Annotated in this window: 11 protein-coding genes; 5 read left to right on the top strand and 6 right to left on the bottom strand. The window is 32.2% G+C overall.

Annotated features, from left to right (window positions below; all coding sequences use genetic code 11):
• Positions 1-13: 13 nt before the first annotated feature.
• Positions 14-523, bottom strand: a complete 510-nt coding sequence (locus tag A9G03_RS00240) for a rolling circle replication-associated protein (protein WP_065798084.1) — start codon at positions 521-523, stop codon at positions 14-16.
• 643 nt (positions 524-1,166) lie between these two features.
• Between A9G03_RS00240 and A9G03_RS00245 the strand changes: the two genes are divergently transcribed.
• Positions 1,167-2,804 carry a recombinase family protein gene (locus A9G03_RS00245; protein ID WP_065798085.1) on the top strand — a complete coding sequence of 546 codons (1,638 nt, stop codon included), beginning with the start codon at positions 1,167-1,169 and terminating at the stop codon, positions 2,802-2,804.
• 283 nt (positions 2,805-3,087) lie between these two features.
• On the opposite strand, the gene A9G03_RS00250 is transcribed toward A9G03_RS00245, so the two are convergent.
• Positions 3,088-3,840, bottom strand: coding sequence for a hypothetical protein (locus A9G03_RS00250; protein WP_065798086.1), 753 nt, complete (start codon positions 3,838-3,840; stop codon positions 3,088-3,090).
• 303 nt (positions 3,841-4,143) lie between these two features.
• On the opposite strand from A9G03_RS00250, the gene A9G03_RS00255 reads away from it, so the two are divergent.
• From A9G03_RS00255 to rlmKL, 4 genes are all read left to right on the top strand, one after another.
• A complete protein-coding gene (locus tag A9G03_RS00255; protein WP_065798087.1) occupies positions 4,144-6,018 on the top strand; it encodes a PTS mannitol transporter subunit IICBA in 1,875 nt (624 codons plus the stop codon).
• A gap of 76 nt (positions 6,019-6,094) precedes the next feature.
• Complete coding sequence (locus A9G03_RS00260) at positions 6,095-7,258, top strand: mannitol-1-phosphate 5-dehydrogenase (protein WP_065798088.1); 1,164 nt, start codon at positions 6,095-6,097, stop codon at positions 7,256-7,258.
• Positions 7,259-7,264: 6 nt separating this feature from the next.
• Entirely contained in the window at positions 7,265-7,816 is a 552-nt protein-coding gene (locus tag A9G03_RS00265; RefSeq protein WP_065798089.1) for an MltR family transcriptional regulator, read from the top strand.
• Positions 7,817-8,050: 234 nt separating this feature from the next.
• Complete coding sequence (gene rlmKL, locus A9G03_RS00270; RefSeq protein WP_065798090.1) at positions 8,051-10,171, top strand: bifunctional 23S rRNA (guanine(2069)-N(7))-methyltransferase RlmK/23S rRNA (guanine(2445)-N(2))-methyltransferase RlmL; 2,121 nt, start codon at positions 8,051-8,053, stop codon at positions 10,169-10,171.
• Positions 10,172-10,291: 120 nt separating this feature from the next.
• Here the strand turns inward: rlmKL and A9G03_RS00275 are convergent, their stop codons facing one another.
• From A9G03_RS00275 to A9G03_RS00290, 4 genes are all read right to left on the bottom strand, one after another.
• Positions 10,292-10,804, bottom strand: coding sequence for a hypothetical protein (locus tag A9G03_RS00275; RefSeq protein WP_065634688.1), 513 nt, complete (start codon positions 10,802-10,804; stop codon positions 10,292-10,294).
• Between the two features lie 39 nt (positions 10,805-10,843).
• On the bottom strand, positions 10,844-12,556 hold the full coding sequence (locus A9G03_RS00280; protein ID WP_179854728.1) for a PT domain-containing protein: 1,713 nt from the start codon (positions 12,554-12,556) through the stop codon (positions 10,844-10,846).
• 379 nt (positions 12,557-12,935) lie between these two features.
• Complete coding sequence (locus A9G03_RS00285) at positions 12,936-13,364, bottom strand: universal stress protein (RefSeq protein ID WP_065798092.1); 429 nt, start codon at positions 13,362-13,364, stop codon at positions 12,936-12,938.
• 87 nt (positions 13,365-13,451) lie between these two features.
• The gene (locus tag A9G03_RS00290) at positions 13,452-13,937 is read right to left on the bottom strand and encodes a GNAT family N-acetyltransferase (RefSeq protein WP_065634685.1); all 486 of its coding nucleotides are present in this window, start codon (positions 13,935-13,937) and stop codon (positions 13,452-13,454) included.
• Positions 13,938-14,164: the final 227 nt, after the last annotated feature.

Consider the following 14,164-nt stretch of genomic DNA (forward strand, 5'->3'; position numbering starts at 1 on the left):
AACTTATCTATAATTAGAAACAATAAAAATATTCTTGATTTTCTGTTTTGTAATATTCTTTAGTAACATACTTACTTAAACCAATTGGATCACTAATATCTTGTATGTCAGTTGTACCATCATAAACTCTTTTCTTCCAAAACCCATCACATAATCGTTTAAAGTAATCTTTATATTTTGGATTAATATAAATAATTAAATGATAGTGATAATATTGTTTTTCATTTGATTCTAAAAATGCTAAAAAGTTTATACTACCTTCAGTAAGTTTATCTCTACTAGATCTAAAAATACGAAAACAAATATTATTTAACCAATCATTTATTGCTTTTTGTATATAGTATATTGAATGATCTTTATTTGATGCTAAGGTAACAAATAAACAATTATTGACACCATATAATGATATGAAATCTTGAACCCATCTCATGGGTGCTTCGCACTTCTGTATTTTTTTAGTTTCATTTTTTTCTAATTGTTTTATTAATTCAAAACCGCTTAATGTATTATTTAATAATTTCATTTCTATATTCTCCTATAAAAGTATTACTTTATTTTAGGTAATACTTAACTATTGTTCTTAAGTTGAAACCTAAAAACAAAAATCAATAAAGTTGGTAAACATTATATTTTTCTTCTTAACTTTAGTGACCTTCACATAAAGCGAAAGAAACACAATACTAATTACGAAAAGTAAATTGAAAATATCGACGATAATAATACTTACAGTAAAGTTATTACTAAATTTAATGTAGTAAAATTCATAATATAGGAGTGAAATTCAATATATAATTAAATTACTTTTTGGTATAAATCATAATTATTTATTATTAATAAATAACCTCTGAATTTAGTTCGGTAAAATTTAAATTCTATTAAAATACTAAAAAATGACTTTATTTTTGAGTGAATATTATACAATAAATTAAAGAAAAAGTCAAGAGGTAATACAACATAACAAACTGTTTTATCTTAATAAAATTATGATTTAACACTTCATTTATCATAAAATTACTGAGTGAAGAAATTAAACTTTTTAACAGTTTAATGTAAAATTAATAATAATTAACAGTCTTTATTATAGACGGGTGTTTTAATCATTTTTCCAGAAAATATGAATGTTAAAATAATTCATTATTAGAATATAGTAGGATACTTATTTAAAAATGGCAGAAACATTACACATATATACAAGAGTATCTACTACATCTCAAGCGGATGATGGTACATCTCTAGAAACCCAAACAGAAAGTGGCATAAAAAGAGCAACTATTTTAGGTATGCAGTATAAAATTTGGAATGAAGGGAGTCGTTCATCTTCAGCAGATAACTTAAGTGATCGACCTGTATTAAATAACTTACTAGATAATATACGCAAAAACGAAATTAAACACTTATATGTTTGGAATACAGATAGACTATCGAGAAATTCACAAACATGGAATATCATTCGTATAACACTTATTCAAAATAATGTAATTTTATATACTATCGGAGGCGAATATAGTTTATCAGATCCAACAACAAATTTACTTATTGGCGTCTTAAGCGAATTTTCACAGTATGATAATCAACTTCGCACTGAACAACTTCGTGCTGGTAAATTTTCAAGAGTACAAGAAGGTTATTGGCATGGAGGTGCTCCCCCCTTTGGATATAGACTTGAAAATCATAAATTAGTTCCTGAAGAAACAGAAGTAAAATGGGTTAAGTTTATTTTTGAAAAATACAAATCTGGATTAACAATCGATGAAATCCGCACAGAACTATTAACTAATGGAGTACTAACAAGACGAGGAAAAGCAGTCTGGTCTCATGGTTCAATTAGTGCATTGCTTACAAATACACACTACTCGGGTTATTACTATTTCTTCGATAAAAAAATACAAGAACAAGTAAGGATTGAATGTGATCCAATTTTATCTCCATCATTAATTAGAGATGTTTTAAAAGTTAAAGAAAGCAGATCCTATAATCAAACAAATAACAAGAGAGTAAAAACAAGTAATCAAAAACACCTTTATCTATTAAGTGGATTATTAGAATGTGGACATTGTGGAGGTAAATATGGTGGTCACTACAAAGAAAAGCAAAATTCATATTACTCTTGCAACAAAAAAGATAACAAATACAAAACAAAACATACTGAAAAATACATTAAATGTACATCCATAAGGAACTTAAGACTTGATACAACTGATGATTTAGTTTGGAATACGGTACTAAATGTTGTGTCAAAATCGTATGGTTTTAAAGAAGATGTAAAAAAGGATCTTTTGGATAAAGAGTCTTTGAGAGAACAACAAAATCGTATAAGAAAAATCAACAAGGAAGTAAAAAAATTAGAGTCAGATATATCAAAAGTCAGAAACGCACTAATTAATTTAAATACAACAAAATTGATCGGACTTGATAAAATACAAGATTTAGATAGTGTAATATTTCAAATGGAAACACGTAAATTAGAATTTGAAGAAAAAAAAGAAAAATTACTAAATGAATTAATTGAATATAAAAATCAAAAAAAATGGATTGATTGGGTCAAAGAATTTGGAAATAGAATTGAACAACTTAAAAATCCTTCATTTTCGATTGAAGATAAGAAAAATTTTCTTAATGGAATTATCGAAAAAATTATAGTATTTAGTGATAATATTAGAGAGCATGAATTAATTATCCATTTTAGATTACCATATGTTGATGATGAACTAATTTATAAAGACATTAGTAAAAAGTCTTTAGGTTATACAATACAAAAAGGTAATAAAACAAAGAATATTAGGGTGAATTCATTAAAAAAATAATTAATTTACATAGAGTTAAGTGTTAAAATACAGCGAAATTTATTCCGTTACAGTGGGGTAAATTTCGCTATATAAAATGTGAGGAGTTAATGTATGGTTTTGATATCATCAAAACCTACATTCTCTTATTAAATTAATCAGATAAAAATTGAAATCACTTCACCAAAAAATCTTTATAACAATTAAATCACTTTTTACCTTGATAAAAACGCATGTTTGCCTGCTATAAAGCCAAAATTTAATTGGTCGTTAACCGATAGTGAGTCATAAAAAAATAACAAAATCACCAATACTCTAACTTACGATAAAAAGTAGTATTGGTCACACCATCTGGCGTTATGCAATAACCATAGGTCCAATCACCATATTGATTATGTTTGGCAAAGGTACATTTGATATTGTATGAATTCGAATTGTTGGTTTTATTATTTTTAGATTGACCATTATTGGCATTATCATCAATGCTCTTACTTTTTACCTTTATTAACCAACCTGCTGGATTATAAGAATATTCACCTAAACTACATCCATCTTCCCAGCACTCAGTATAACGAACAACTTTATTATTTGCATATTCATATAACCTTTTTAGCGGTTGTTGCCAAACCTCATCATCGGTGTTCTTTTCAATGAGTTGACCTGACTGATTATAGATAAGTGAACTGACATTTTGTTGCTTATCATCAACAATCGAGGTAATGTTCTGCTGTTCATTTAATCTAAACCAAAGTTTTTTATTAAGGTATTTGATTGAACGAACAGAATAATCAACATCAATATTATACTGTGCATCACTGGTGATAGCTTTTTCAAAAAAGCCTTTCTCATTCGCATGATAAGTCGTTTTTAACGGACCATCATTATCTTGAGCGTAAGTTGTAATTATCTGTTTTTTTATTATTTTTTCAGTAGGCATGAATTCAGGATCGGAAAATATATTATAACTATTATTAATATGGATACGATTAATTTCGTTAGCAAAGCACAATCCATTAAATAAAAAAAGACAACTTAAACTGATTAAAAATTTTTGCATAATTCGATTCTGATTATTTTTTGTTATTTAAATTTATAAAAATTATACAATTAATCTTAACAGTTTAGAACAATTAATCTTACAAAGATGTGTTAATAAAACTTACGGTTTAAACATATTTTACCGATGCCCCTTATGACCACCGCAAAAATTGTGATCTTAATCACAAAAATAAAAAATAGCCCCATACAAACACTGTGACCCTGATCACATTTGTCAATTTTTTTTGATGAATCAAATAACTATATCCTTCTACAATAGCTGCATAATGATTATATCAATCAATAAGGAAAGATTTAAATTATGACAAGTGCAAACATCAAATTGAAAGTCCAAAATTTTGGGCGATTCCTAAGTAATATGGTGATGCCCAATATTGGCGCATTTATTGCTTGGGGCTTTATCACGGCGATTTTTATACCTACCGGATGGTTTCCAAACGCGACCGTAGCTAAATTAGTTGAACCTATGATCACCTATTTATTGCCACTGTTAATTGGATATACAGGCGGTAAATTAGTCCATGGTGAACGAGGTGCGGTTGTTGGTGCAATCACAACGATGGGCGTTATAGTAGGTTCGTCAATTCCAATGTTTTTAGGTGCAATGATAGTAGGTCCACTTGGAGGATGGGTCATTAAACAATTCGATAAAGCTGTTGATGGTAAAATCAAAAGTGGATTTGAAATGTTAGTGAATAACTTTTCGGCCGGTATTATTGGCATGTTACTCGCTTTATTGTCATTTTTTGCAATTGGCCCTTCTGTTGTTGTCGCATCAAGTGTATTAGCGCAAGGCGTTGATTTTATGGTTCAACATAATTTGTTACCATTAACTTCAATCATTGTTGAGCCAGCTAAAATATTATTTTTAAATAATGCCATTAACCATGGCGTATTTTCACCTTTAGGAATTCAACAAGCAGCTGAGCACGCTCAATCAATATTCTTTTTGATCGAAGCAAATCCGGGTCCTGGTTTAGGTTTATTACTTGCTTATATGTTATTTGGTAAAGGCGCAGCTAAAGGTTCAGCCAGTGGCGCGGCAATTATTCATTTCTTCGGTGGTATTCATGAAATTTACTTTCCCTATGTGTTGATGAATCCTCGCTTAATTATTGCCATGATTTTAGGCGGCATGACTGGGGTATTTACATTAACGTTATTTGGCGCTGGATTAAGTTCTCCCGCTTCCCCTGGATCTATTATTGCGGTTCTTGCTGTAACACCCAAAGATTCGATTGTTGGTGTAAGTGTGTCAGTACTTGCGGCGGCGGCTGTTACTTTTGTGGTTGCATCAATTCTATTAAAAACCACTAAATCTGCAACAAAAAGTCTTGATGAAGCAAAATCCGATATGTCAGCGATGAAAAGTGAAGCAAAAGGTATTAAAAATAGCGAATTAGATTTAACTCAAGTGAAAAAAATCATTGTTGCCTGTGACGCAGGCATGGGCTCAAGTGCGATGGGCGCAGGCGTTTTACGCAAAAAAATTCAGGATGCTAATTTAGATATTAATGTCAGCAACACCGCGATTAATAATTTACCGATCGAAGTCGATATTGTTATCACCCATAAAGATCTCACTGATCGAGCTAAACAATATGCCCCTAACGCGCATCACATATCATTAACTAACTTTTTAGATAGTGATTTGTACACTCAATTAGTTAATGATTTAATCCATGCTAACAATAAAAAATCATCGACTGTATCAAGCGCCAACTCACAATCGTTTGGACATAAACCATTATTTAAACTAAGCGAAAAAAACATTTTTCTAAACTTAACAGCCAACACCAAAGAAGAAGCAATTCGTTTTGCTGGTCAAAAACTCGTGGATAATGGATATGTAAAACCAGCTTACATCGAAGCAATGCTTGAACGTGAAAAATTAACTTCTACTTATTTAGGTGAATCGATAGCTGTGCCACATGGTACTATCGAATCAAAAGATGAAGTCATTACAACAGGTATTGTATTTTGCCAATATCCAGCAGGCGTTCAATTTGGCGAAGAAGAAAGTGATAAAGCCAAAATAGTCATTGGTATTGCTGCTCGCAATAATGAACATCTAAATGTCATTGCAAAACTAACTAATGCGCTTGATGATGAAACCATTATTGCTAAACTGGCTAGTACAAATAGTATTGAAGAAGTTTTAGCAATATTAAGCTAAAACAAGGTGTGATTCATTTATTATGACATTACAACTAATAAATTGATTATTAAATATATTGTTAAGGGTTATTATTATGCAAGCATTACACTTTGGTGCCGGCAACATCGGCCGAGGTTTTATCGGAAAATTACTATCAGATACAGGTATACATGTTACCTTTGCTGATGTAAATCAACAAATCATAGATGCCATTGCTGAGCGCCATGAATATCCGGTAAATGTGGTTGGCGAGCAATCGACGTCAGAAATAGTTAAAAATGTCGATGCTATTAATAGTACATCAACAGAAGTTATCGAGTACATCACTAAGGTCGATTTAATTACAACAGCGGTTGGTCCACAAATTTTAACGAGAATTGCCCCTGCTGTTGCCCAAGGTATTATTGCCCGACACCAACAAGGTCAGACAAAACCACTCAATATCATTGCTTGTGAAAACATAGTACGAGGTACTAGCCAATTTAAGCAAGAAATTTTTAAAGCCTTACCTCAACACCTACATCAATGGGTAAACAGTCATATTGGTTTTGTTGATTCCGCTGTTGATCGCATAGTACCGCCTGCAACATCAAAAACAGGCGATATACTTGAAGTTACAGTTGAAACTTTTTCTGAATGGATTGTGGACGAAACCCAGTTTGTTGGCACCATTCCATCGATTAACGGAATGCAACCAGTCGATAATTTAATGGCTTTTGTCGAACGCAAACTATTTACGCTAAATACCGGGCATGCCATTACCGCTTACTTAGGCTTTTATAATAATATTAGCACCATTCGTGATGCAATTTTAGATGAACGAATTCGGTTAATTGTTCGCGGAGCAATGGAAGAAAGTGGTTTAGTATTAATTAAACGTTATGATTTTGATGAGCAAAAACATATGGCTTATATCGAAAAAATCTTAACCCGTTTTGAAAACCCTTATTTACACGATGATACTGCTCGAGTAGGACGCCAACCAATACGCAAATTGGGTGCCGGCGATCGTTTAATTAAACCGCTTCTTGGTACCGTTGAATATCAAGTTAAAAATACGAATTTACTTATTGGTATTGCAGCAGCACTTAACTACCGTAACAACGATGATGAACAAGCAGTCGAGTTAGCCGAACTTATCTTAGAAAAAGGTGTAAAACAAGCTTTTTCCGATCTCTCAGGTATTGATGTTAATAATCCTATTGTTAAGCAGATTGAAGAAATTTATACTGCAATGCAAAATCATCAATTTATTTAACTTCTAATGCCCGAATCGATATTACAAGAAGATACGATACTTGAAAAACTTAACCAGCAAGCTGATATTTACAACTTGCTGGTAGTTGCAATTAAATTAATTAATGACAGTGTTAATCAATTGATTCTAAAGGTTTTTCGTAAAGAGCCGCATGCTATAAAATTTGTGATCCCCTCGTTAGTGGGTAAAAATGGACCACTTAATGACACCTCTGTATGCTTAAAACTACTGTATGCTTTAGGCATTATCAGCCGTGAAGATTATGAAGACATTGAACTATTAATTGCCATTTTAGAAGAACTTGAACAAGATGATAAAAGCTACACCTATCTAGATGATGAAATTCTAGGACCAATTAGCTTATTACATGATATGGTACTGCCACCTAATTGGGCATCACAACACGAAAAGGCCAAGCAATCGGGTATTGTTGACACCTTAAAATCGTCCATGTTTCAAAATCGCTATCAACAAATGATTCGTTCAGCATTAATCATCGCGATCACAGATTTGACGCTTCGAATTGTTAATAAACAAAAAATTGATTATTTCCCATAAATTTTGCAGTGATTTAACTTAATTTACCTGAAAAAGTAATGCGTTTTAATCATGGCTTTTGTTGTTACATTCAATGTTGGCTAAAAGCTTATAACTAACGATTTAATTGAGTGATTATTTTTTTCACAAAATTATCGATTATTAAGTCATTTTATTATTCTATTTGAGCTTTATTTCCCACAGTTACTATTAGTCGGTATAATGCCTACAATTTTATTGTTAAGTGGATTATGCATGAAAACATTATTTGCCAGTACTTCACGAGGTCTGGAAGAGTTATTAAAAAAAGAGTTAGAACAAATTGGCGCTAGCGAGTGTAAAATTGTGCAATCGGGCGTCTATTTTAATGCTGACGAAACAACATTATATCAATCGTTATTATGGTCTCGTTTAGCATCGCGTATTTTGTTACCTATTGCCGAATTTGATATTTATAGCGATTTAGATCTTTATTCGTGTGTAGTTAATATTAAATGGACAGATATTTTTGCGGTCGATAACTCTTTTGTGATTAATTTTATTGGCGTAAATGATTTTATTCGCAATAGTCAATATGGTGCCTTAAAGATTAAAGATGCCATAGTTGACCATTTTACAAGACATACTAACGAGCGACCTAATGTTGCTAAGCAAGATCCTGATATTCGTCTTTATGCTTATCTTAATAAAAATCGCGTTACACTTTCTTTAGATTTAAGTGGTGACAGTTTGCACCAACGAGGCTACCGCCAACAAACTGGGCAAGCACCGTTAAAAGAGAGTTTAGCTGCGGCAATCATTATGCGCTCTGGCTGGCAAAATGATGAACCATTAATCGATCCTATGTGTGGATCGGGTACACTTTTAATCGAAGCGGCAATGATCGCATCAAAAATTCCACCAGGACTACATCGTAAACAATGGGGATTTTTTGCTTGGAAAGGATTCAACCCAACACGCTGGAATGAACTACTTTTTACCGCTAAACACAATGTTTGCAAAAGCACGACTCCATTTATCGGTTACGATAATAATTCGGTTGTTCTTCAGCGTGCTGAACAAAATGCCATTCAAGCTGGTGTAGGTGATTTAATTACTTTTGCTATGCAAGATGTCACTCAACTCACTAACCCTTTGCCTACAGCGTCTACAGGGATGATTATTAGTAACCCACCTTATGGAGAACGGTTAGAAAGTGAGCCTGCACTTATTGCTTTACATACGGCATTAGGTCAACGAATTAAACAAAACTTTGGTGGGTGGCGATTATCATTATTCAGTGGCGCACCACAATTATTAGATTGCTTACAGATGCGCGCCGATAAACAGTTTAAAGCCAAAAATGGCCCTTTAGATTGTGTGCAAAAAAATTATGTTATTGCTAAACGAGATAATTCACAATTACTCAATTCACCAACTTTACCAGCTTTGGATTTCACGAATCGATTACGTAAAAATAAACAAAAACTGGAAAAATGGGCAGCACAACAACAGTTAGAGTGTTACCGCCTGTATGACGCTGATTTGCCGGAATATAATGTTGCAATCGATCGATATAAAGATAAAGTCGTAATTCAAGAATATGCTGCGCCGAAAAATATTGAAGAACAAAAAGCTAGACAACGTTTGTTTGATATTATCAATGCCACTATGTCAGTACTTGAACTTAATGCCGATCAATTGATTTTAAAAACCCGTGAAAAACAGAAAGGTAAACAGCAATACCAAAAACTTGCACAAAAACAAGATTACTTTTTAGTACATGAATATGCTATTAACCAACGTCGTACCCAATTTTGGGTCAATGTCACTGATTACTTAGATACAGGTCTATTTTTAGATCATCGTTTAGCTCGTAAAATGATTGGCGAAATGAGCGAAGGTAAAGATTTTCTTAATCTCTTTGCTTATACAGGTAGTGCAAGTGTTTATGCTGGGCTTGGCAACGCTAAATCAACAACTACCGTTGATATGTCGCGCACCTATTTAGAATGGGCGGATCGTAATTTAAAACAAAATGGTTTAACAGGTAAAAAGCATCGTTTAATTCAAGCTGACTGCTTGCTTTATTTAGCACAAAGTGAAGAACAATTTGACTTAATCTTTATCGATCCGCCAACGTTTTCAAATTCAAAAAGAATGCATGATACGTTTGATGTGCAGCGTGATCACCTAAAATTGATGACTGATTTAAAACGCTTATTACGGCCTAACGGCACGATTGTTTTTTCCAATAATAAACGCGGATTTAAAATGGATGCTGACGGCATGCAAAAATTAGGACTGACCTATCAAGACATTACCGACAAGACCCAGTCGCTAGATTTTAAACGTAACAAACACATACATTGCTGTTTTATTGTTAGACATCAATAATTAGAAGGTTTATCAATTACTGTGACAGTATTGCTTTTTTATAAATAAATTATAAAAGTATAGTTAACTAGTAAGACCATTATTTTGTCTACTTTTTAATCAAAAATTGCCACCAGTGTGCTACGCACAACTGGAAGCAATTTTTCTTTGCAGCATTTCCATAAATTGAAGCTCTAATCCAGGTCGATACCTCCCTCGATGCCATGTTTGTATAAAATTATACTCTTTTTCGTTTAACCAAATAGGCTTTAACCCTCTGATTAAATTTTCATTTATTTGTTGAGTTCGATTAAGCAAATTTTGCTCAATCAATGACTGGTTAAGTTTTTGTTGATACCAAATTTGATAATGACGATAATCAACAATCAAATCATTTTTCAACTCATATCCAAATGATGTTTTTTGCAAATTTTTTATAGATAAGTTTTCTAACAGTTTAGTCGGTAATCCGGCACATAATATGTATCTATCTGAAAGCTTTTTATATCGTCGTGCTCGTAAAGTTAGCGGTAACTCTAATTGATTGATTGCCAAATATAGTGACACACCATAAAGTTGAGCAAAAATACCTTCTCTATAAAAATAAATAGTGTCACTATTTTTACTTTGTATTAATTTTTCAAAAATATCCATAAAAAATAAAACGCCTATTTCTATAGTTTGTTTGCAAAATTAGGGCACAACACAAGCAGCACGATCATTACGATTTTCTCTATTAAAGCTTTCAGGCTCAACCACTCCAACATTCGAGGCAACAATGTAATAATTTCCTTTATAACTTACATTAGAACCTTGATAAATTTGATTGGAATAATAACCATAAAATGTATCCCAATCAGTACCAGCATAACCACTGCATTTATATGCCCCACCAGGCGAATTGGATAAGCTACTGCTGACACATCCCCATTCATTAAATATTCCCCCTATCCAGGTATTGTTTGCATTACGATAACTGATTTGACGTCGATAAGCAGCAATATTACCTAAACGACCAGGAATGCCACCTGTCCAATCATATTTCTGATTGTTTGCATTGGTATAATCTGTAATATTTGGTACACGATAGCCATTTCCTAAACTATCACAAAATGATTTAGCCTGATTGAAAGAACTAATTTGAACGCTTGGTTGTGCTATATACCAACGCTGTATTTTAAAACTATACAATAAAACTTTTTTTGTGGAATCGGCATAAATTCGAAAGACTGAAGGAGTAAAGCTCTTATTTGTACTATTTTTATTTGGACCTTTCAAAGTAATTTTTAATAAAGTCTGCTTTTCACCGACTGAATTAAATTTACCAGTCCAAGTTGTTGAAGCCGCATCTTGTAAACTTAACTGTAAGCTAATATTTCCACCACTACTTGCAGTTACAATTTGACCATTAGCATTAATCACTTGAGTTGGAGTAATTCCCCCTAATAACAAGTAAAAATACAATCCATTTGAACCTGTAGTTGGAAAATTCAGTTCTGGTTTTGCAAGGTTTTGTATCTCAAAACCTTTACTTGTTCCCCAATCTGGTCCTTCAACATCAATATCATATTGTGACGATAAATAAGTACTTTTATCATAAACTAAATTAGGCTGAGCAAAACAAGCATAAGCTTTACCTTTTTTGGGTGTTAAATAGTAGGTATGGCTACCTCCAGAAAAATTACTTATATTAGGTAATCCATATTGTGTAGATAGTTGACCATTAGTTGCCGTTATTGTTAAACGATATGGACTTTTACACGGGTTCAACTGACTACTAGAATTCATACCAACTTTTTTAGTGATATCATTATCCCCTGCATCTTGCCATTTAACACTTAGAGTGCCAGTTGCTTTTGCATTTTTATCACCATCATCATCGCCCCAATAGTTATAAGGCGGAAGAATTAAACTATTTATTCCAATATTAGGATAACTACTATTACCCGACGAAGGAAAGGGTATAAATGTCTGAATTTTACTAAATGAATCAGTTATAAAAGGTAATTCAATGGGTTGTAATTTAGTCGAATTATCTTGCGAAGCAGCAATGAATGTACCATCAGATAATTTAATTCCAAGTAATGAATCAACATTTTCCGCTTTAGTTAAGCCTTTATCAAATGTTAAATAGGGTTGGGAACCTCGAATAGCTTCAACTGTTTGAACTGTAAGTGCTTGGGCATTATTTTTGAAAAAAAATAACAAAACAACTATAAGAAAAAAGAGATTTACTTGACGAAAAAAACAAGCTTTTGCAAACTTAACATTACAAGATAACTTTAGAAACTGGCTGGCTGGCTGGCTGGCTGGCTGGCTGGCTGGCTGGCTGGCTGGCTGGCTGGCTGGCTGGCTGGCTGGCTGGCTGGCTGGCTGGCTGGCCTGTATACAATTGTATTTTATCATATTTTTAATCATACTAATAGTAACTTCCTTTTTTTTCCATATTTTTATTTCCATCTAACGTGCTCAAAATTATAAACAAGTTTATATAATTGAGCAAACTCAGAATCTTTAAGTTTTGTTAAACTTTTATTATTTTATAAGAATATTAGTAAAATAGATTAACAGTATTGTTCTAATATGATCAATTTACTCGATCATAAGTTCTAGATAGATATCAAGCCGATTAATAATAACTTAGTTACCTTTAATACACATTATTAATTATATTGTTAAATAAGAAAGCAATAAAGTTAATATTGTTTTTGGTTTTAATAATTCCGAAAAAGGCAAGGAATCTTCATTAATTCCCTGCTTAATAATGATTAATTAAATTATTAAACTAACGAACGACTAATACTGAAGTCTGAGCGCCTCGTACCACGCCCGATGCATTTGATCCTAAAAGATGGGTGGTAATATTTGGGCGCCTTGATCCTAAAATAATAAGATCAGGTTTTATTTCGTCAGCTAGAGCTAGAATTTCATCTCGTGGATTACCAAAAGCAATTGAAAATGATAAATTTTCACGCGGTAAATTAATCGAATCAATTAACTTATGTAGTGCTTGCTCGGTTTGTACGGTTGCTTGATCTTTAAATTCATCAAATCCAAATGAATAGGCATTAACAATGGCCGATGCAACAGGTAAAGTATGAAAAAAAATAACTTTGGCATTCGATAATTTAGCTAAACATTCTAAATGTGGAATGACTTTTTGGGTTAATTCATCCTCAAGGATATCAATAGGAACCAAAATTTTTTTATACATAACTGTTACCTCGCTGTGTAAAAATTTATAACTTACCTATATTTTTAATACAATCCTGATTAATTCATCATACTCGCTTTTAATTGATTAACGAATGATTTTTTGCATCAAAATCACTTCTTTAGCTGAATTAACGTTATGAGGTTTACACAGTTGAAATCCAAGTTTTTCATACAAAGCAACAACATCTGTCATTGCCGATAATATATTGGTATAAACTTTTTCATAACCAAGTGATTTTGCTTGTTGCACAGCAAGTTTAATCAACTCTTGACCAATACAAAGTCTTTTATATTCTTTTTTTACATATTTATTTATTAATTCAGCAGTTGAATTATCATAATGGCGAAGACCAATGCAACCTGCAATGCTTGCCGAAGTCGAAATACCGATGTGAGCAAGTATTAACATTCCTTTTGGGTATAATGAAGTGTGAACAATGGATTTAAATGCATTCTCCATTGTTAACGTGTACAAACTTGGACAAAAAAGATTAGCATATTCAGAAAAAAGTTGTTTCCCTTGTTCAAAATCACATGCAGTTTTAGCAATTTTATAAGTAACTAAAGGCATAAGACATTTCCTGAGCATTTACAATGGTTGTTTAATTAAATTACACCTGTTTTTCGATTAAATCATATTCATTATTTTTATTAATATCATAGGTAACATCATTGTTATCACAGTGCAGATTCAACTTTAAATTTTAGGCTTGTTTAGTTAATTGATTGTTAAATAATAAAGCGATAACATAATACCCAATCGATAGTTGGTGGTAATTACTTAGTTAAATCTTTAAA

The sequence above is a fragment of the Gilliamella sp. wkB171 genome, assembly GCF_001693755.1.
GTDB classification, from domain to species: Bacteria; Pseudomonadota; Gammaproteobacteria; order Enterobacterales; family Orbaceae; genus Gilliamella; species Gilliamella apicola_F.